Source organism: Streptococcus jiangjianxini, from assembly GCF_040225085.1.
In the GTDB taxonomy this organism is placed as follows: Bacteria; Bacillota; Bacilli; order Lactobacillales; family Streptococcaceae; genus Streptococcus; species Streptococcus jiangjianxini.
The window spans coordinates 56,330-75,996 of sequence record NZ_JBEHGL010000003.1; the positions used below are offsets into that span (position 1 = coordinate 56,330).

Below are 19,667 nucleotides of genomic sequence, written 5' to 3' on the forward strand. Positions count from 1 at the left end.
AACCTGTTCCTACTTTTCTTGTTTAAAAAGGGTACCGATGACTTGACCATCGAGTACTCTGAGAATATCTCTTGGGTTTTCCCCATTCATTAAGACCATGGCTCCATTATAGTCAAACATCATTTGTGCTGACTGGATCTTGCTGAGCATACCACCAGTTCCAAATTTAGAGCCCGCCCCACCAGCTGATTTTAAAATCTCTTCAGTAATCTCACTCACACTTGTTCTCAAGGTGGCATCGTCATAGATGGTTGGATTTTTGTCAAAAAGACCGTCGATATCCGATAACATGATCAGCAAATCTGCTTTGACAATCTTCGCGACGATAGCTGACAAGCGGTCATTGTCACCAAATTTGGTGGCATGGTCCATTTCATCAACACTGACTGCATCATTTTCATTGACAATGGGAACTATCCCCAAATTCAAAAGACTTTCAAAGGCATTGGTCACATTCTCCAGGCTTTCTGGAAATTCAACCACGTCACGTGTCAGTAGAATTTGAGACACATTGGTTTGATAATGAGAGAAAATCTGAGCATAGAGGCTCATCATAGCTACCTGGCCAACACTTGAGACAGCCTGCTGCTTTGATAGTTCTTGTGGGCGGCTATCCATGTCTAAAAGGTTTAAACCAAACCCCATGGCACCGGATGACACCAAGACGACTTCTAATTCCTTGTTACGGAGACTGGCAATGACAAAAGCCAGTTGATCAATTTTTTCTAAATTAATTTTTCCGTTTGGCAGGACTAAAGAACTAGTTCCTATTTTGATCACCAAACGTTTTACCTTACTAAATTCTCGCTTCATAGGCAAATTATACTAAATTTTTAAGCATTAGAATAGTTTGAACATCAAAAAAGCCTCATATCATGAGACTTTTTGACTAATTAAAGTGATTTATACAATTGAGTAGCATTCTCTACTGTAAATCCATACTCTTCAAAGATTTTATTTCCTGGAGCAGATGTTCCCCAGGTATCAATAGTAAGGGTTGTCCCTTTCAAGCCTGTGTAACGTTCCCAGCCGTAGCTTGCTGCTGCCTCGATAGCAAGGCGTTTAGTTACAGAACTTGGGAGAATTTCTTCCTTATACTCTGGTGTTTGTGCATCAAAGAGGTTTTGAGATGGCATAGAAACCACACGAACGTGAATACCTTCTTCAGCTAGAGAGGCTTGTGTGTCAAGTGCCAATTTCACTTCAGAACCTGTTGCGATAATGATACCATCAAGATCACCTTTTGCTTCTGAAAGAATGTAGGCACCCTTGTTAAGACCTTCTTCAGCCAATTCTGCCGTTCCTTCAAGAACCGGTAGGTTTTGACGCGTTAGGACAAGCATGGTTGGCGTTTTAGTTTCGCGAAGGGCACGTTTCCAAGCGGCATTAACCTCGTTACCATCAGCTGGACGAATAACGTTAAGGTTTGGCATTGAACGAACACTTGCCAATTGCTCGATTGGTTCGTGAGTTGGTCCGTCTTCTCCAACAGCAACTGAGTCATGAGTCATGACATAGACAGTTGGCAATTCAGCTAGAGCTGCCATACGAACAGCTGGGAGTAGGTAATTTGAGAAGACGAAGAATGTTCCACCATAAATCCGGCTACCACCGTGAAGAGCTATACCGTTCATCGCTGCAGCCATGGCAAATTCACGAACGCCAAACCAGATGTTACGACCTTTGTAATTATCTGCTTGGAAGTCCGTTTCAACCTTGACCATAGTGTTGTTTGAACCTGAAAGGTCTGCAGAACCACCCCAGAAGTATGATACCTGCTCAGAAATTTGTTGGATGGCTGCTTGACTAGTAACGCGGCTGGCAGAACTTTGGCCAACTTCATGGGCATCAAGTTCTACTTCTACCGGTTTCAATTCAAAGGCTGCTTTATAGTCTGCGGCTAATTCAGGATATTCAGCTTCATACTTAGCAAAGAGTTCGTTCCAAGCTGCTTCTGCTTTTTCACCACGTGCTTGTAGTCCTGTCGCAAATCGCTCAGCTACTTCTTCAGGCACTGTAAAAGCAGGATAGTCATAACCGTAAACTTCTTTAGCGTGTGCAATCCCTTCATCACCAAGTGGGGCACCGTGAACCGCAGATGTTCCTTGATTTTTAGCGCCATAACCAATAATAGTTTTAATTTCGATAATGGTAGGCTTATCTGACTCTGCTTTTGCTTCTTCGATAGCTTTAGCAATAGCTTCTAAATCATTGCCATCTTCGACCAAAAGATGTTGCCAGCCGTAAGCCTCAAAGCGTCCTTTAACGTCTTCTGTGAAAGCCATTGACGTTGGACCGTCAAGTGAAATGTCATTTGAATCATAAAGGAGCACCAATTTACCTAATTTCAAGTGTCCTGCGAGACTAGCAGCTTCTTGAGAAACCCCTTCCATCAAATCACCATCACCATTGAGAGCGAAAGTATAGTGATCGACAATATTAAAATCAGGTTTATTGTATTTAGCAGCCAAGTGCGCTTCAGCCATTGCCATACCGACAGCGTTCGCAATCCCTTGTCCAAGTGGTCCTGTTGTCGCTTCGACACCATCAGTATGGTTTACTTCAGGGTGACCTGGTGTTTTTGAGCCAAACTGACGAAAGTTTTTGATATCTTCCATCGTGACGTCATAACCTGACAAGTGAAGTAAACTATAAATCAAGGCACTTCCATGACCCGCTGATAGGACAAAACGATCACGGTTAGTCCACGAACGGTTTGTTTTAGGGTTTATATTCAAAAATTGATTCCAAAGCACATAGGCCATTGGCGCTGCACCCATAGGAAGCCCTGGATGACCTGAATTGGCTTTTTGGATCATATCCATTGAAAGTGAGCGGATGGTATTTACCGCTAATTGATCAACTGTATCAAAAGTCATAATTCCTCCTTTATGACAAGAAATGGTTTCAGCCATTTCACAAAAATAAGTCTGTAATCGTTTTTATTATACCATAAAAACATCGTTTTTTTCTATCTAATTGATAAAATCTAGCAGCAATTTGCACAAATCATCTAGTGTAGTCACCTGATAATCTGGGAAATACTGAGAAGAAGCCAGGGGTTTATTTCGACGATTAAACCAGATGACATGCCAACCTGCTGACTTTGCACCAACAACATCATTATCAAAGGAATCACCAATATAAAGGCATTCTTTCGGAGAATAAGCATAGGGTTCATTTATTCACCTTTAACATGCTGTAAACCTTGATTTTATAGGCTTTATACTTTTTTGATAGATTTAAAAACTCTTTAATTAGTTAGTAAAAGTTAGCAAATTAGTAAGCAAATTTTAGACGAGTTCAGCAAGCAAGAACTGCGTAGTCACCAGCTACGCTTTTTTTATTATATCATGTTACCGTCTTGCGCGTGAGTAAGAAAAGCCAAGCGAAAGGCTAGGTTTTTCACCTTTTTACCCGTCAAAACCGCATAAAATCAGCGTTCTACTAGTTTCCAAAAATTTCAAAAAGGGAATTTTTTGCACGGAAAGGGGCGGCGTTCTCAAAACCCGAACATTCCTACCCACGATAAAAAAAGATGGGGGTATATCCGAATGATACATGCCCCCCTGCTTTAGTATCGCCCGTTATCTCGGCTCTGATTCACCAACACTTTATCTAATTCAGCCATTGCCTCTTTCTTCAGCCGAAAGAACTTTGAGCGACTTATATCAAGATGTTCTTGTGCTTCAGTCAAGGTTTCAGTGTTCACTATTGCAAACAACACCATCACCAATTCCAAGTCTTTAATCTGTTGAAGAATGTTCAGCAATTGTTTTCGCTCATTGTGTAACTGTTCAATCTGTTTCATCAGATAATTAGATTGGTCTAAATAAGCTACTGTTTTGCTCTCTACTGCATTTGTTTTGCTTATCTGCACTCTTGTATCAGAATAACTTTGAGAACCATAGACAATGCTTAAAGTCGCTTCTCTGTCTTCTTCCAATGTTTGAATCAATTTAGGAATAGACTTTAATTGATTGATTAGTTGTTTAGCGTCCACTTCTGCCCCTCCGTGTATGGTATAATAAGATTGCTAATACTTATTAACACGAGGCTGGCGAGTGCTGGTCTTTTTATCAGATACTTTCTTATATTTTACCACCCTTAGCGTATTAAATTAAGAAACAAAAAGATGAACTCAATAAGGGAATTTTTCCATATTCAAAGGAGTAGAGAATGTCATTTGCTGATTTTTTGAATAAAAAACAAGAGGAATGGAATAAATCTTATCCACTTCCTGACTTTGCTGCAATGTCTGACGAAGAATTGCTAAAACAACCTATGAGCGATGCTTTTGTAGATTATGAATTTGCAAAAAAATTAAGCGAGGAACTCAAAAAACGGCATTTGTGGCCAAAGTAAGAAGTTCAAAACCAGACGGAAAGCTAAGGCTGACCGTCTTTTTTTGTATCATAAAAAGCATAGACGCTCCCACCGCCTCCGCAACAAAACTGCTTCATGGGCGTTAAAAGGTCTATGCTTAGTTGGTAGAGAAACCGCGCTCCAGTGGGTGCTCGACCTCTCTACCTTAGATATATTATATCTCATCCCGTAAAGGATAGCAATAAAATGGCGTTATGTTTTAGTCACCGGTGACTATTCTCCCATTCCTCAACCTCGCTAGGAAAAATATCCCAAAAAATAATTTCAACCCCATCCATTTTTTCCGTATACTCACGAGCTTCTTTTTCCGAGTCAAATTCAGCAAGTAAATGCTTTTCTATAAATTTAGGTGTATATTCTTGCTTCTTTATTTGAAATTTCCCGTCATGGAATTGAACAAACGCAAAAGCAAGATGACTATCTAGATCAGACTTATCTCTTAACTTCAATAATCTTTTCTTTAAAGCATTAGACACTATAATCATGAAACAGATTACCGATCCAGTCACCTTACAACTCTTTTCCTCTTACCTCCTCTTTATCTTCAGCTGCATAGACTTGTGTCGCTCTAACAGCACGCTTCCATCCTTTGTAAAGTTTCTCTCTGCGTGAAGAAGGCATGTGCGCTTGGAACCGTTGACCCGCTTCGTTAAGTTTCTTAATCTCTTCAATGTCTTTCCAATAGCCTACTGCCAATCCTGCTAAGAAGGCTGCACCAAGAGCCGTTGTTTCTAAATTCTTAGCTCGGGTGATGTCTATCCCAAGAATGTCTGCTTGGAATTGCATGAGGTAATTATTCATCGCAGCTCCACCATCCACACGCAATTCAGGAATAGCAATTCCTGAGTCTAGTCGCATGGTATCAATCACATCGCGTACCTGATAAGCAATGGATTGTAGCGTTGCTTTTACAAAATCTTCCTTGCTGCTACCGCGCGTCAAGCCAAAAACTGACCCCCTAGCATCAGAATCCCAATAAGGTGCTCCTAGCCCCGTGAAAGCAGGAACCACGTAAATGTCATCTTCTGCCGTCGACTGTAAAGCCAGCATTTCAGAATCTGCTGACTGTTCAATCATACGAAGTCCATCGCGAAGCCATTGAACAGCAGAACCAGCAATAAAAATAGAACCCTCTAAGGCATAGTAAATATTGCCATTGATGCCATACCCAATCGTCGTCAACAAGTTATTCTGGGATAGTTGCATCTCTTCACCGGTATTCATAATAATGAAAGAGCCAGTTCCGTAAGTATTTTTAATCTTCCCTTTTTCAAAGGCTAACTGTCCAAATAAAGCAGCTTGTTGGTCCCCAGCCATCCCTGAAATTGGAACACTGCCGCCATAGAAATGAAAGGGTGCTGTCACACCATAAATTTCCGAATTGGATTTTACTTCTGGTAGCATAACCTTAGGAATATTAAGAAGGTCTAGAATCTCATCATCCCAGGTTAACTCTTTTATGTTATAAAGCATGGTACGAGCAGCGTTGGAATAATCTGTAATATGAGCCTGACCGTCTGTCAATTTCCAGACTAGCCAAGTGTCAATTGTACCAAATAATAATTCTCCTTTTTCAGCTCGTTCTTGTGCCCCGGGTACTTTGTCCAGAATCCAACGCACCTTTGTTGCAGAGAAATAAGCGTCAATCACCAAACCTGTTTTTTCATGAAACATATCCGTGTAACCGTCGTTTTTCAGCTGCTCTGCCAGAGCAGCTGTTTGACGTGATTGCCACACAATAGCATTATAAATCGGAAGACCAGTATGCTTATCCCACACAACTGTTGTTTCGCGCTGGTTCGTAATCCCAATTGCCTCTATTTGATCGGGTTTAATCCCCGATTCAATGAAAGAACTAGCTATCACTGATTGTACCGAATTCCAAATTTGATTAGCATCGTGTTCAACCCAACCAGCTTTCGGAAAAATCTGTGGAAATTCCTTCTGGCTTGTGCTGACACTCTGTCCTTTTTTATCAAAGATAATAGCCCTTGAACTTGTCGTTCCCTGATCAATAGCCATAATATATTTTTTTTGAGACATTCTCGTCCTCCTCTATTATAACAAGTAAGCGTTTTCCAACTCTTTTACTATATCAAAACTCTAGCAATTCTGCATTTATTTTGCTGCCGTATCGTCTGTTACTAATACTTAGTTAGTTTCAAAAAATAACTTTTTTGGATCTTTTCTTAGGTAGTGCGGACAAAAGCAATCCCCTTTCGGAGTTGCATTCCTAATTTTTGAGCCTAGGTCTCAAAAATTTCGTTATTAGTGACAGCAACACTATCACTAATAATATCACTACGGCGAAAATACCCTTTCAAGCTCACTTCGTTCGCTCTAAATTGCGGAATCTTATTTGGCTATTTAATGCATCGTGTTATTTTTTGATTTTAGATGAGTATATCTATACTACTTAATGTTAAAAAACCTAAAATCATTAATCTAAAGATTTTGATTTTAGGTTTTTTGTTTATTTTATAGCCTTTTGGATTAACTTTGATACATCATCACTCTCGACTTGCCGTAGGCGAGTACTGTCTGCGTCTTTTCTGTTTTTTTGTCTGAAAGCTAATTCATTTGACGATAACAGTCATCGACAAGATTTTAAGGATTTGAAGTTGCCTTTAAGCTATCAAGATTCAGGATCATCCAAACTGCGACCATGCAAGCCTTTTTCACGTTGAACTTGACGGAGTTTTTCTGGCGTTACATCATTACCATCTTCATCAACTAATTTGATGCCTTCGATATGATGACGAAGTGATCGGCGATAACCGTCAATATATTCGCGTCGAAGTTTGTCCTGCTCAACTTTTTCCTCATCAGTGAGGCCAACCGTTTTTTTCTTCTTTGCTAATTCATTAATGCGATTAATTTTAGCTTGGTCCATCTTAAGATATTAAGCCTATGCGTCCCAAGAAAGATAACTATTAAAGCGGATATATCCACATCCAACCAGTGGTTTTCTTTTCTTACGGAGACGTAGTGAGGGTGTTACCTCTGTGGCTTTCCTTTCTTTATTTATTTCAGAGAAACATGGCCCTTATCCGTATTCCTCGTCTTATTTACTATTCAACTGATTGAAAATAGCGACATAACTAGCCTTGTTCGCTAAATTTTTCAAGAGAGCCAGACGGTTAGCTTTGAGCGATTCATCCTCAGCCATAACCATGGTATTGTCAAAAAAGTCTGTAATAGCAGGTGCTAAAGCAAAGAGCGCTTCAACATTGGCAAGCATATCATGGCTAATCTCTAAATCTTCAACAGCTTTATTAAGGGCTTTTTCTTGCTCATTTTCAAAAAGACTAACCGTAATGGCGTTATTCTCAGCTTTTGCAGCTAAGTTGAAAACACGTGACAAACTTTCCACGGCTTCTTTGTAGCCAGCTTCTTTTGATTTTTGGAAAATAGCAGAGCTAGCAGCCAGCTGTTCTGTCACTACGTGGTTAGTGCTATCAAGAACAGCTATACGAATGTCTTTTGGAATAGCCTTATCCATCATTTTATCCACACGTGCACGGATAAAGGTCATAACATCAGCCTTATTTTGATAGTTCAAACTGTCAAATGACAAGGCATAGAGGTCATTGATCAATTCATCTAAGGGCATTTCCCAACCAAAGGCATTCAGGATACGCACAATACCAGCTGTGGCACGTCGAAGGGCATATGGGTCATTAGAGCCTGAAGGAATAAGGCCAACAGAGAAGAATGACAAAAGGGTATCCAACTTATCAGAAAGCGCAAGGACTGCCCCAATTTTCGTTTCTGGCAATTCTCCATCAGCTGAGTTTGGTAGATAGTGTTCACGAATCGCTGTCGCCACAGCAGCTTCCTCACCAGCTAGAAGAGCGTATTTTTCACCCATAAGCCCTTGAAGTTCATCAAATTCGCCAACCATACCAGTCAAAAGATCAAATTTATAAATCTCAGCGGCACGAGCGACTGCTTTACTTTCCTCAGCTGAAAGACCAGCTTTTTCGGTTAAATAGTTGGCGATAACACCACTGCGCTCCATATGTTCAGCCAAAGAACCAATTTTTTCATGGAAGGTAACATCAGCTAACTTAGCTACCAAGTCTTCAATTTTTAGTTTCTGGTCTTCACGCCAGAAGAACTCTCCATCTTCCAAACGCGCGACAAGTACTTTTTCATTGCCTTTAACCACATTTTCAATATGTTGATCATTCCCATTACGAACTGAGATAAAATTAGGTTTCAACTGACCATTTTGATCACGCACCACAAAATAGCGTTGGTGATTTTTCATTGAGGTTACCAATACTTCTTCAGGCACATCAAGGTATTTAGCGTCGAAAGCCCCCATGAAAGCTGTTGGATATTCAACCAAATTAAGCACTTCATTAAGAAGGTCTTCATCGATTTCTACTTGAACATCCTCCGCAGCTTCAATAGCTCTGATTTGGTCAACAATCATATGCTCACGCTCTTTGGCATCAGCGATAACAAATTGTGTACGCAAGTCATCTTCATAAGATGTTGCTGAAGCAATCTCCGTTTCTTGACCAAGAAAACGGTGCCCACGGCTCACTCGATCAGAATGGATATCCAAGAAGTCCATATCTAAAGCTTTATCGTCCAAAAGAACAGTCAAGGTATGAACCGGACGGATATATTCAAAACTATTGTTAGCCCAATGCATATTAACAGGGAAAGTCATCTGATGAAGAACTTTTGGAAGGTCAGCTAAAACCTCTTCTGCTGGTTTACCTGCTTCGTTTTTCGTGACATAGAGGTATTCAACACCCTTAACCTCACGAAACTCGATATCATCAGTGCTTAATCCTTTGCCACGAACGAAACCTTGAGCTGCTTTAGTATAATTTCCCTCATCATCAAGGGCAATTTTCTTAGCAGGACCTTTAAAATCCTCAGTCAAATCAGTTTGCTGATCAGCAAGACCTGTCACACGCGCTGCTAAACGGCGAGGCGTTGAAAACGTTTTGATGTCTTCAAATGAGAGACGATTGTCTTTAAGGAAAGCGGCAAGACGCTCTCCGAGTTGTTGTTCACTTGGTGTGACAACGTAGGCTGGAAGTTCCTCCAAACCAAGTTCCATTAAAAGATTTTTTGTCATTTTTCTTTCCTTTTTTCTTTTTGCCAGTTGTCTTACAAAGCTTAGCACACCAGCAAATCATTGATTTCCTGGCTCAACGAAAAAGCAGGATCCTTTCGTTTACGCCTATCATTTTCAAAATCAATGCTATTCTTGACATAACAACTGTGCTTCTGAAGCGACCCCAAGTCACTCTATACTTACTACGATTGCACTTTTTTGATCGCTTTTATACCTAAACCCACATCTGAAACTGTTTAATAGACTATTTTGCTATTCTGTATCTTCAGCGAGAAGCGCTGCTCTTGTTGCTTCATCCAGCAATGGAAAGCCAAGCTTTTTACGTTCTGCGACAAAGGTTTTCGCCACAAGACGAGCAAGCTTCCGGATACGGGCAATATAGCCAGCACGCTCGGTAACAGAAACGGCGCCACGCGCATCCAATAGATTGAAAGTGTGGGAACATTTGAGGACATAATCATAAGCTGGATGGACTAGACCTTCTTCTAAAGCACGGGCAGCTTCTGTCTCAAATTTCTCAAAATTTTCAAGTAGCATCTCTTGGTTTGAAAGCTCAAAAGAGTATTTTGAATGTTCATACTCGGGTTGCAAGAAGATTTCACCATATTTTACACCTGGAGCCCACTCAATATCATAAACAGAATCGACTTCTTGAATGTAGGAAGCCAATCGTTCCAATCCATAAGTAACCTCAGCAGTTACTGGTGACGTTGCCAGACCTCCCACTTGTTGGAAATAGGTAAACTGTGTGATTTCCATACCATCAAGCCATACTTCCCAACCAAGACCAGCTGAACCAGTTGATGGATTTTCCCAGTTGTCTTCAACGAAACGGATATCATGCTCCAAAGGATTGATGCCTAATTTTTCCAGAGACTCAAGATACAGTTCTTGGATATTTGATGGTGATGGCTTCATAACCACTTGGAATTGGTGGTGTTGGTAAAGGCGGTTAGGATTTTCACCGTAACGACCATCAGCTGGACGACGTGATGGTTCTACGTAAGCAGCATTCCAAGGCTCAGGCCCAATAGCGCGAAGGAAAGTATAAGGACTCATTGTCCCTGCCCCTTTTTCATTGTCATAAGCCTGCATCAGCATGCACCCTTGGTCATTCCAGTATTGTTGTAAGGTTAAAATAATTTCTTGAAATGTCAATTTTTTATTCAATTTCATTTCCTCTTTCTTTTTATAATCTTTTTATGGAAAGCGTGAGTTGAAAAAAGCGTTTTGCTTTCTATGAAAACCGATAGGATGTTCCTAATAATCATTTTCATACATCATAAGTGACTAAAGGTTAAGGTTCTTTCGCCAGTATTTCTTTTTGAATAAGTCAATCCAGTAAAGGTTGAGAATGATTTGTGCTTAGCCATTCTCGATAGCCCTTAAAAACAGCATCAACCGTTCCCATCGTCATGACTGATTCGTCAATAGTAAGGAAGTTTCTCCAATATTCATAAAAAACACTAGCATAATTGCCACCGTAAGTTGCTTGACCAAAATCATTTAATGAGTGTCAACTGCATTGACCTTAAAATAGGTCAACCAAATAGCGATTCACCTGCTTTTCAGCTTCACATTCCTCAGAAGTGAGAAAGTATTTGCGACTAATGTACGCTACCATCCCCTCTTCAAACCAAATAAAACTATCATAATCGTCAAAATCATCTTCGAATAATTCTGACAAATAAGCTAACTCATGACCAACTAGCTGGAGTAGGTAATTTACCCCAATATGTTGGTAATGATTAGTTAGTCACTCTTTAATGGAACTCTCCTCATAACTATCGTGTTGCTTCAAATAAATATCACGCCAAACTGACAGATCAGATGTCATTACGATTCGAGTCTCATTGGTATATGCTGGAGTGGGAATTTGTTTTAACATTTCTGTTGCAGATACTTTATCTGCTCAAATAATAGCTTTAGGTAATGCTTCAATGCAGTAGGTTCTTATCAAAAATGCGGTCTAGTCCTCTAACGCTCTTCCAAAAGTTTTTAAAAATCGCTGATAGGAAACTAATTATTTTTATCTCGAACAAGATAAAAATAATTCATTTTAACGCCTGTAATAACCTAAAAAACCACGTTTCTCCACTCCCATGCCAATCGACATAGGGGCGTTAAAACGCGGTTCCACCCTAATTTATTACTTACTTCATATGCAGTTCTGGTAAACACAACAGAAAGCGCCAAGTCTTTACTTTGTTCCACTTGGCTCTCACTACTCCAAGCTCGCTGTTAGAACGCCCTAAAGCTTTCTTTCTCTCCTAGAAGTATATCAAATTAGAATCTGATTGTCTATTTTTTAGATGACTTACTAGCATTTTAAAGTTAAGAAGCTAGTCAAGTGCTTTAAATCATCGATAACCTAATCCTATCATTCCTGATGATAACTCAAGATAAATTCCTTAGAAGCATTGATTTAGTTACCTTTCTGAGTTTTTTCTTTCTCCAAGGAGACTAAAAGGTTGAAGCAACTCTTTTTTCTTCAACCCAGTCTTTTTTATAGATTTTTTAAGCTTGGTATACTTTTTGACCATCCAGATAAGTTGCTACCAACTCCAAATCATTGTCCAAAACAATAAAATCAGCGGCGTAACCTTCTGTCAACTGACCACATACATCAGCAATACCAACAGATTTAGCTGCTACATAAGAGGCCATTTTAATGGCTTCTTCAGGTGTTGCAATCCCCCATTGGACGACGTTTTTAATCCCGTCTTTTAATTTAAGGATAGATCCAGCTAAACTGCCAGAGCCTTTCAAACGCGCTGTCCCTTTTTCTACGATAACTGGAAATTCACCCAACATATAATCACCATCAGGTTGACCCCCTGCACGCATACAGTCTGTAATTAAGGCAACATGATCATGTCCTTTTTCACGCATGAGAATTTCACTGGCTACTGGTGACACATGGTGACCATCAGTAATGAGTTCGGCATAAGTGTTTGAAATATTGTAGACCGCACCAACCATACCTGGTTCTCGGTGAGTGAGGCCTCTCATCCCATTATAAGCATGAACCCAAACAGAAGCGCCTGCATCCACTGCTGCTTTCGCTTCCTCATAGGTAGCATTAGAATGTCCTAGAGCCACCGTCACTCCTTGTTTGGTTACTGTTGAAACAAACTCTTCAACACCCTGACGTTCTGGAGCTAGGGCAATCTTTTTGATTCGTCCACCTGCTGCTTCTTGCCATTTAGCAAATTCATCTAAACTAGGATCAAACATATAGTCTGGGTTTTGGGCACCCTTGTACTCTTCTGTAAAATAAGGACCCTCGAAATAAATACCTTGAATTTTTGCACCTTTAACGTCATCAGCGACACTGGCAACAGCGGCAGATGCTTTTTCTAAAGCTTCTGATGAGGATGTTAGCGTCGTCGGTAAAAATGATGTCACTCCAGTTGACAAAAGCCCTTCGCTCATTGCATGAATGCCTTCAGGTGAACCATCCATGACGTCCCAGCCAGCAAAACCATGAATGTGAGTGTCTACTAAACCAGGAGCAATTTGATAACCTGAATAATCAAGAATATCACCTTCAGTTGGTTCCTGACTCTGCCAGCTGCCAAAGTGACCATCAATTAGTTGGAGATAGCCTCCTTCCTTTGTTTCATCTACAAAATAAAATCGATCTGCTTTTACATATTGTGTCATGTCTGTACTCGCTTTCATCCTTTTTCTCTTATTATACGCTCTTGAAAAAATTTTTCAACTGGTATATACCAAAAAAAACTTATTAGCTTAAAAAAATTCAAAGTCTTCAGCATCAAGAGGATAGCAAACTAAGATTCCGCAATCTAGAGCGAACGAAGTGAGCTTGAAAAGATATTTTCGTCGTAGCGGTATGATTAGTGACAGTGGTGCTGTCACTAATAACGGAATTTTTGAGCCTAAGCTCAAAAATTAGGGATGAAACCCCGAAGGAGGTTTCTTTTGTCCGCACTACTTAAGAAAAGATCAAAAAAAGTTATTTTATGAAATTAACTGGGTATTAGAAGTCGCTATTAGGTTCACCGGTAACGGATGCAACAGAGAACTGTCACGTCAGATGTACGACATGTCCGTCGTATTCAAAAAGACCTTAGAAAAGGAATTCTAAGATCTTTGTTTTCAGGTTCTATAAACGTTCTTTTAAATGACATCCTCAATCACTTTTTCAACTAAGTTGATGCCATGATCAGAGATACGTGTGTAATGAGATAAGATATCCACATAGCTGATACCTGCTTGCGCTGAACATTCGCCGCGGTTAAGGCGTTTAGTATGAACACGACGATACTTACGCTCTAACTTAACAATATCCTTATGGCGTTCTAAAAGTTCGCCAGCCAATACTTTATCATGGTCGACAACCACACGAATGCTGTCTAAAACCAAGCGATGCGCCATCGTATACATTTTCTTTAGCTCAGCCTGAGCTTCTTCTGAGAAAACGACATTTTTAGACAGTGTTTCTGTCGTCAATTGCGCTAACTCATTAGCATGATCAGCGATACGCTCGAGGTCACGAGAGGAGTCCAGCGAACTGGCAAGCACTTCATTTTCACTCTCATTAAGAGCCTCATTTGAAATAGCAATAAGATAGCTGGTCAATTCTTCATCAATTGTATTAACAGCGTTTTCATATTTTTCAACTTTAGCGGCATACTTACTATCAGATGAGGAAATATAAGCATAGGAAGCTTCCAACGCTTGAACAGAATAAGAAGCCAAATGGACTAATTCACGTTTAGCATTTCCAAGCGCAATAGACGGCGCTGACGTGATAAGACCTCGGTCAAGATAAAGGGCTTCATATTTGACCACTTCATCCTCACCTGGAATGATTTTCGTTACAATGTAAGCCAAGGCTCCGATAAATGGAAATTGAACCACGGTATTGGTAATGTTAAAAGTTCCGTGGGCAAAGGCAATCGTCATTTCTTTTGTCAAGCCCAATTGACCTTGGAACCATGCCACTAAATGTGTAAATGGCGCTAAGAGAATCAAGCAGATAACAGTTCCAATCACATTAAACAGGACGTGAGCACCAGCCACACGCTTGGCAGCAATATTAGCACCTAAAGCCGCTAAGACAGCTGTGATGGTTGTTCCAATATTATCACCAAAAAGGATTGGCAGAGCACCATTCAAATCAAGCAAACCACCCGCATAAAGACTTTGCAAAATACCAATTGTCGCTGATGATGACTGTATCAGAACTGTCAAAACAGTTCCGATGAACACACCTTGAAGTGGCTTATCGCTCAAACTGACCATATAATCGCGAAAGGCTTGAATGTCTTTCAATGGGGCCATGGCATCCCCCATAAGATTCAAGGCGAAGAAAAGACCACCAAGACCAAAGAGAATTTTTCCTAAATTATTGAGTTTTCGATTTTTCACAAATAGAAGCAATACCGCACCGACAAACAAAATAGGAAGTCCATAGTCTCCTAATTTGAAACCAATCAAAAAAGAAGTAACTGTCGTTCCAATATTGGCACCCATAACAATACCAATAGCTTGTCGCAGCCCAAGAAGACCTGCTGATACCAAACCAACCGCAATCGCAGTCACACCTGAACTCGATTGAATCAATCCAGTAATGATAATACCAATCAAGACTCCCAAGAAAGGATTGCTAGTGTATCTGTCAATATAGTCACGTAATTTATCCCCTGCAGCTTGTTGCAAGCCATCTCCCATATATTTAATACTAAAAAGGAAGAGACCTAGACCGCCTAGGAAGGTAAAGGCAATTTCTTGCCAGTTGATAGACATATGCTTATCCCCAAACTTTTTTATTTTGTCTACTAGACAACACTTCTATTTTAATAGAATATGATAAAGGGCACAAGGATTTTTTAAAAGAAATTATGGGTTTAGGTTGGCATTTTAACAATTGTCCTTTATAATAGTTAAAGAATAAGACGATATGAAGGAAATCAAATGTTAAAATCAAAAAGTGAAACGCTCTTTATGCTCTTGTCTGTATTGCTCCTCATCGTTATTGGGGGAATTTATATGCTAGCTAATAAGTCTACTCAAGAACAAAGCCCTAGCCAAGTAACAAGAACAAGCCAGTCGAGTTCATCTGAAACTATTAAAAATCAAGAAGCGGCCGAAAAAGCGGTTAAAGCATTAGAGGATAAGCCTAATGATGACCATTTAAAAAAAGCTAAAGAAGCTCTGGCTAAGCTGCCGAAAGGTGACTTGAAAGATAAACTTCAAAAACGTATCGATGCGGTTGAAGCTGTCTTAAAACAAGAAAAAGCTACCGAAAAAGCGGTTAAACAAGCTAGAGAAACGCTTTCGGCAACTGATATTGATCTTGCGCAAACAGAAATCGACAAATTAAAAGATAGCGATAAAAAGACAGCCTTGCAAAAGCAACTCGATGACATTCGCCAACGTTTAAATGCTGAATTACCAGGTGATCCGTCCCTTTCTACTGAAGAAATAGACCCGGAAACAGAAACTGAAGACAACGATAGTGCTAATCAGTCCGGAGCAGTTGAAGCTCCCCAAAGCCGACCTAACATCTATACACCAGTGACGCCAGCCCCAGCCGTTCCCGCTACTCCAGCGGCTCCATCAGCTGAGGCAAATCAACCTGAACCAGCAGCCCCTGCCTCATCTGATTCTGCATCAGCTGAACCTGCTGATAATGTTGATACCCCATAGATAGAGTCTATTAAAAAATCGGTAAGCTACAACTTTAGCTTACCGATTTTTTATTGGATTTCGTATCCCATGAGAATGCCACCATCTTCCGCATAAAAGCTACACAAACCAGAAGTGGGTACGACCTGAACGTCAGCGGCAGGATAATCTTTCTTAATAAAGTCATTCAGCTGCTGGCAAATCTTATCGTTATGACAATGGGCTATCAACACACGACCTCCTTGATAACCAGCTTTGACCATTTCTTGATAAGAAGCTGATACCGCTTTTTTTTGCCCCTTGGCCTTTTGCAAGAGCTCCAACTTTCCTTCTGAGCTGGCTTTACCAACCATACGAATGTTTAGCAGTCCGATAACCTTCCCAAGTACCTTATTCAAACGTCCATTTTTAACTAAATTATCCACCTTGGCAAGAACAAAAATCAATTTTGTCTTTTCTTGATAATCTGTTATTTGCGAAACAACATCATCAAATGATAATCCCGCTTCAGTCAATTCCTGAATTTTTTGCACTAAAAGATCCATTTCACCGCCGGCTGATAAACTGTCAATGACATGAATATTCGTATTAGGATGGTCTTCAAGATACATCTCTTTAGCTATCTGAGCACTATTTTGACTACCAGATAACCCGCCTGTTATGGTAACAACCACAATATTATCTGCCCCTTCAAATGCCTTCATATAAGCATCTGGACTAGGACAAGCCGAGGTAGCTGCTGCCTTTGTTTCTTTAAGAATATCAAGCATATGCTCGATATCTAGTCCTTCATCATCAATAAACAATTGGTTTCCAACCTGTAATGTTAAAGGAACTCGTACAAAATTAACATCTTCTGCTAGATCTTGTAACGCTTTCAGATCGCACCCAGAATCTGCGACAATTTTCCAAGTCATACCTTATCTCCTTGTACTTTATTTTGACATACAAACTACTTTATAATAAAATTATATCATTAAACATCCCAAAAATACGCAATTTTTAGTCGGATGTCACAAAAAGAAAGGATTTGTCATGGCTACACAAGTTATTCCTGAACCATCTCTTAAGCCGTTACAAATAGCCAACCAAGAAGCTAAACAAGTCACCAAGGAAGCTATCGAAGAAGCCCTTATCCTCCTCATGGAAGAAAAACCCTTGAAAAATATCTCTATTTCAGAACTTACAAAAAAGGCAGGGGTCTCTCGTAATGCCTTCTACCGCCATTACCAAACCAAAGAAGCATTGTTTCATAAAATGATTAAGCGGGCAACATTAAAAGTGGTTAAAGGCTTACAACGCTTTAATTTTCAGACCGAACGTTACCAGGCCTGGCTATATCTCTTTAAACAGGCTAAGAAAAACGCTCGCCTTCTTAAAATAATCCTTAAATACAACATGCTGCAATGGATTTACGATATCATTATCAACCGCTTGAGTAAATTTAGAAAACAAAATGATAGCAAACAAAATCAGTATCGGCATTCCTTTTGGAGCCAAGCTGTTCTTTCTGTTCTAGGTCGCTGGATTAACGAAGGCATGGTTGTGCCAGAAGAAGAAATGGCAGCAATGGATTTACCCCTGTTAGTCTAAAGCATAAAAGCTAGTTGCATGAGGCAGCTAGCTTATTTTTTTATAAAATATGATCATAAATAGCTTTGGCAACCCCTGATTCTTGGTTGGAATGCGTCACAAAATCAGCTTGTGCTTTAACAGCATCTGAAGCATTTGCCATAGCTACGGCAAGCCCAGCAAAATCAAACATTTCTAAATCATTATTACCATCACCAAGTACCATAATTTCTTCTGGTGATAACTTCAAATCTTCTGCTAAATCTTTCAACCCACGCCCCTTATTAACACCGACTGGTAGGGCTTCGTAGGCATAGTCCATACTACGTACTGTCGCTACTTGTTCAGATAAAAGAGCATCTGCTCTGTCTTCAAAGGCATCCATGACTGTCTCTTCTCCCATAAAGACTGCAACAGCTACTGGGATATTCAGGTCTAAAAATGCCTCAAAAGTGGTGTGGTATAGCTTAGAATTTTCAATCTCAGCATCACGGATAGCTGCTGGATAGAGGTCTTTCCCCAAGGCATAATTGGCTTCTTGGGTGAAGAAAACCAGATTAATTCCTGGGGTATTGTCGAAGATAGTGACTATATGTTCCAAAGCTTCACGAGAGAGACTATGAGAGGCTAGCGGTGACCAGTCATTGGTCTTAAAAAGCCAAGATCCGTTGTTGGCAATTACATAATCATCTTCTAAACCAAGTTCCTGAGCGTAAGATAAAATACCTGACTTTGGACGCCCCGTACAAATAACAATATGGACCCCAGCTTGACGCGCCTTTCTAATGGCTTCTTTATTCTCTGCAGTTAATTGTTTAGCCTCATCCAAAAGGGTGCCATCCATATCAATGGCAACTAACTTAATGTTAGGATTTAAGGACAAATTCTCTGATAGCATAGGCAACTCCTGCTTGATCGTTGTTTAGGGTTATTTTATCGGCATGACCTTTAACAGCCTCTGAGGCATTTTCCATAGCAACTGCAAATCCTGAAAAATCCAGCATCTCAATATCATTGTTGCCATCGCCAATAGTCATGATTTGACTGGGATCCAATCCTAAACGTTTGACAAGTTCTGCTAAACCAGTAGCTTTATTAGAATGTTGAGGTAAGACTTCATAGAGAAAGTCTTGACTACGCACGCCGGTATAAGCGTTCACAATTTCAATTTCGTATTGGTTCTGAAAGGCATCGATAGCTTCTTGGGTTCCCATATACATGGCATTGTATACAGGCTCTTCAATCGTTGACAGAGCTTCTTTTTTGATTGGCAATAAGTTAGTAAAGACTGAGTCAGCATCAGCCTGAGCAATCTCAGAAGGCTTTTCTCCAACAAAGTAATAATCCTTATTAGTTGCTAACACCAGATCAACTTCCAAATGATCATCCACGTAAGACTGTAAATCCAATATATCAGAATGACTTAAAGACTTTCCATAAAGTGTTGACCAGTTGAGCGTTTCATGAAGCGAACAACCATTATTTAAAATAACATACTCCTCTTCGTGAAGACCTAGTTGATCAAAATATGGCTTCACCCCAGCCTGAGAACGACCAGTACAAATAACAATTTTAATACCAGCAGCAACAGCTTCTTGAATAGCGTTGATGTTTTCTTGGGGTAATTTTTTTTGACTATCTAATAGCGTGCCATCCATATCGATAGCGATTAACTGAATCATCCTAAACCTCTTTCTACTTTATCACTTACTATTAGCATAGCAAAATTCTTAAAAAATCAAAAGCCTAGCCTGCAAACAAAAAAGAACCCGATGAGTTCTTTTTAAGCAATTATCAAAATAATCTTTTTCCATTAGAAATTTTTAGACTCAATGACAATCAAAAGCAGACTAGGCGACGCCGAGGCCGATAGAACTGAAGGTCATCAAATCAGGTCAACAAAGTCTATCTTTGATTGTCGAACCGTATTCACACGAGATAAGCATTTCCG

At 40.0% G+C, this 19,667-nt stretch carries 18 protein-coding genes; 3 read left to right on the forward strand and 15 right to left on the reverse strand.

Features of this window, described 5'->3' with window-relative positions; genetic code table 11:
• Positions 1–9: 9 nt before the first annotated feature.
• From proB to ABP870_RS02385, 4 genes are all read right to left on the reverse strand, one after another.
• Positions 10–813 carry a glutamate 5-kinase gene (gene proB / locus ABP870_RS02370; protein WP_350013897.1) on the reverse strand — a complete coding sequence of 268 codons (804 nt, stop codon included), beginning with the start codon at positions 811–813 and terminating at the stop codon, positions 10–12.
• An 80-nt stretch (positions 814–893) separates the two neighbouring features.
• The gene (tkt, locus tag ABP870_RS02375; protein WP_350013898.1) at positions 894–2,879 is read right to left on the reverse strand and encodes a transketolase; all 1,986 of its coding nucleotides are present in this window, start codon (positions 2,877–2,879) and stop codon (positions 894–896) included.
• A gap of 96 nt (positions 2,880–2,975) precedes the next feature.
• Entirely contained in the window at positions 2,976–3,185 is a 210-nt protein-coding gene (locus ABP870_RS02380; RefSeq protein WP_350014005.1) for an HAD family hydrolase, read from the reverse strand.
• A 389-nt stretch (positions 3,186–3,574) separates the two neighbouring features.
• Positions 3,575–4,003, reverse strand: a complete 429-nt coding sequence (locus ABP870_RS02385) for a hypothetical protein (RefSeq protein ID WP_350013899.1) — start codon at positions 4,001–4,003, stop codon at positions 3,575–3,577.
• Between the two features lie 176 nt (positions 4,004–4,179).
• Here ABP870_RS02385 and ABP870_RS02390 point away from each other — a divergent pair, with 176 nt between their 5' ends.
• Positions 4,180–4,365, forward strand: coding sequence for a hypothetical protein (locus ABP870_RS02390; protein ID WP_350013900.1), 186 nt, complete (start codon positions 4,180–4,182; stop codon positions 4,363–4,365).
• A gap of 224 nt (positions 4,366–4,589) precedes the next feature.
• Here the strand turns inward: ABP870_RS02390 and ABP870_RS02395 are convergent, their stop codons facing one another.
• The 8 genes from ABP870_RS02395 to ABP870_RS02430 form a co-directional block, all read right to left on the reverse strand.
• On the reverse strand, positions 4,590–4,862 hold the full coding sequence (locus tag ABP870_RS02395) for a hypothetical protein (protein WP_405054520.1): 273 nt from the start codon (positions 4,860–4,862) through the stop codon (positions 4,590–4,592).
• 34 nt (positions 4,863–4,896) lie between these two features.
• Entirely contained in the window at positions 4,897–6,429 is a 1,533-nt protein-coding gene (gene glpK / locus ABP870_RS02400) for a glycerol kinase GlpK (RefSeq protein WP_350013901.1), read from the reverse strand.
• A 592-nt stretch (positions 6,430–7,021) separates the two neighbouring features.
• A complete protein-coding gene (locus tag ABP870_RS02405; RefSeq protein WP_350013902.1) occupies positions 7,022–7,279 on the reverse strand; it encodes a DUF896 family protein in 258 nt (85 codons plus the stop codon).
• Positions 7,280–7,450: 171 nt separating this feature from the next.
• Positions 7,451–9,487 carry a glycine--tRNA ligase subunit beta gene (gene glyS, locus ABP870_RS02410; protein WP_350013903.1) on the reverse strand — a complete coding sequence of 679 codons (2,037 nt, stop codon included), beginning with the start codon at positions 9,485–9,487 and terminating at the stop codon, positions 7,451–7,453.
• Positions 9,488–9,739: 252 nt separating this feature from the next.
• Positions 9,740–10,657, reverse strand: coding sequence for a glycine--tRNA ligase subunit alpha (glyQ, locus tag ABP870_RS02415; protein WP_350014007.1), 918 nt, complete (start codon positions 10,655–10,657; stop codon positions 9,740–9,742).
• 361 nt (positions 10,658–11,018) lie between these two features.
• Entirely contained in the window at positions 11,019–11,174 is a 156-nt protein-coding gene (locus tag ABP870_RS02420) for a hypothetical protein (RefSeq protein ID WP_350013904.1), read from the reverse strand.
• 830 nt (positions 11,175–12,004) lie between these two features.
• Positions 12,005–13,153, reverse strand: coding sequence for an N-acetylglucosamine-6-phosphate deacetylase (gene nagA, locus ABP870_RS02425; protein WP_350014008.1), 1,149 nt, complete (start codon positions 13,151–13,153; stop codon positions 12,005–12,007).
• Between the two features lie 477 nt (positions 13,154–13,630).
• Positions 13,631–15,262, reverse strand: coding sequence for a Na/Pi cotransporter family protein (locus tag ABP870_RS02430; RefSeq protein WP_350013905.1), 1,632 nt, complete (start codon positions 15,260–15,262; stop codon positions 13,631–13,633).
• 168 nt (positions 15,263–15,430) lie between these two features.
• Between ABP870_RS02430 and ABP870_RS02435 the strand changes: the two genes are divergently transcribed.
• A complete protein-coding gene (locus ABP870_RS02435) occupies positions 15,431–16,165 on the forward strand; it encodes a hypothetical protein (protein ID WP_350013906.1) in 735 nt (244 codons plus the stop codon).
• A 50-nt stretch (positions 16,166–16,215) separates the two neighbouring features.
• Here the strand turns inward: ABP870_RS02435 and ABP870_RS02440 are convergent, their stop codons facing one another.
• Positions 16,216–17,061, reverse strand: a complete 846-nt coding sequence (locus ABP870_RS02440) for a DegV family protein (RefSeq protein ID WP_350013907.1) — start codon at positions 17,059–17,061, stop codon at positions 16,216–16,218.
• Positions 17,062–17,179: 118 nt separating this feature from the next.
• On the opposite strand from ABP870_RS02440, the gene ABP870_RS02445 reads away from it, so the two are divergent.
• Positions 17,180–17,737 (forward strand): TetR/AcrR family transcriptional regulator, encoded by a 558-nt coding sequence (locus ABP870_RS02445; protein WP_350013908.1) that lies wholly within the window; start codon positions 17,180–17,182, stop codon positions 17,735–17,737.
• Between the two features lie 40 nt (positions 17,738–17,777).
• Here ABP870_RS02445 and ABP870_RS02450 read toward each other — a convergent pair whose 3' ends face one another.
• Both ABP870_RS02450 and ABP870_RS02455 read right to left on the reverse strand, forming a co-directional pair.
• A complete protein-coding gene (locus ABP870_RS02450; protein WP_350013909.1) occupies positions 17,778–18,614 on the reverse strand; it encodes a Cof-type HAD-IIB family hydrolase in 837 nt (278 codons plus the stop codon).
• Positions 18,583–19,398 (reverse strand): Cof-type HAD-IIB family hydrolase, encoded by an 816-nt coding sequence (locus tag ABP870_RS02455; protein WP_350013910.1) that lies wholly within the window; start codon positions 19,396–19,398, stop codon positions 18,583–18,585. The genes ABP870_RS02450 and ABP870_RS02455 overlap by 32 nt, the downstream gene beginning before the upstream one ends.
• Positions 19,399–19,667: the final 269 nt, after the last annotated feature.

Bases quoted from the DNA above. Each gene is read 5' to 3' on its own strand.
- proB (WP_350013897.1), bottom strand. From the start codon at position 813: ATGAAGCGAGAATTTAGTAAGGTAAAACGTTTGGTGATCAAAATAGGA.
- tkt (WP_350013898.1), bottom strand. From the start codon at position 2,879: ATGACTTTTGATACAGTTGATCAATTAGCGGTAAATACCATCCGCTCA.
- ABP870_RS02390 (WP_350013900.1), top strand. From the start codon at position 4,180: ATGTCATTTGCTGATTTTTTGAATAAAAAACAAGAGGAATGGAATAAA.
- glpK (WP_350013901.1), bottom strand. From the start codon at position 6,429: ATGTCTCAAAAAAAATATATTATGGCTATTGATCAGGGAACGACAAGT.
- ABP870_RS02405 (WP_350013902.1), bottom strand. From the start codon at position 7,279: ATGGACCAAGCTAAAATTAATCGCATTAATGAATTAGCAAAGAAGAAA.
- glyS (WP_350013903.1), bottom strand. From the start codon at position 9,487: ATGACAAAAAATCTTTTAATGGAACTTGGTTTGGAGGAACTTCCAGCC.
- nagA (WP_350014008.1), bottom strand. From the start codon at position 13,153: ATGACACAATATGTAAAAGCAGATCGATTTTATTTTGTAGATGAAACA.
- ABP870_RS02430 (WP_350013905.1), bottom strand. From the start codon at position 15,262: ATGTCTATCAACTGGCAAGAAATTGCCTTTACCTTCCTAGGCGGTCTA.
- ABP870_RS02435 (WP_350013906.1), top strand. From the start codon at position 15,431: ATGTTAAAATCAAAAAGTGAAACGCTCTTTATGCTCTTGTCTGTATTG.
- ABP870_RS02440 (WP_350013907.1), bottom strand. From the start codon at position 17,061: ATGACTTGGAAAATTGTCGCAGATTCTGGGTGCGATCTGAAAGCGTTA.
- ABP870_RS02445 (WP_350013908.1), top strand. From the start codon at position 17,180: ATGGCTACACAAGTTATTCCTGAACCATCTCTTAAGCCGTTACAAATA.
- ABP870_RS02450 (WP_350013909.1), bottom strand. From the start codon at position 18,614: ATGCTATCAGAGAATTTGTCCTTAAATCCTAACATTAAGTTAGTTGCC.
- ABP870_RS02455 (WP_350013910.1), bottom strand. From the start codon at position 19,398: ATGATTCAGTTAATCGCTATCGATATGGATGGCACGCTATTAGATAGT.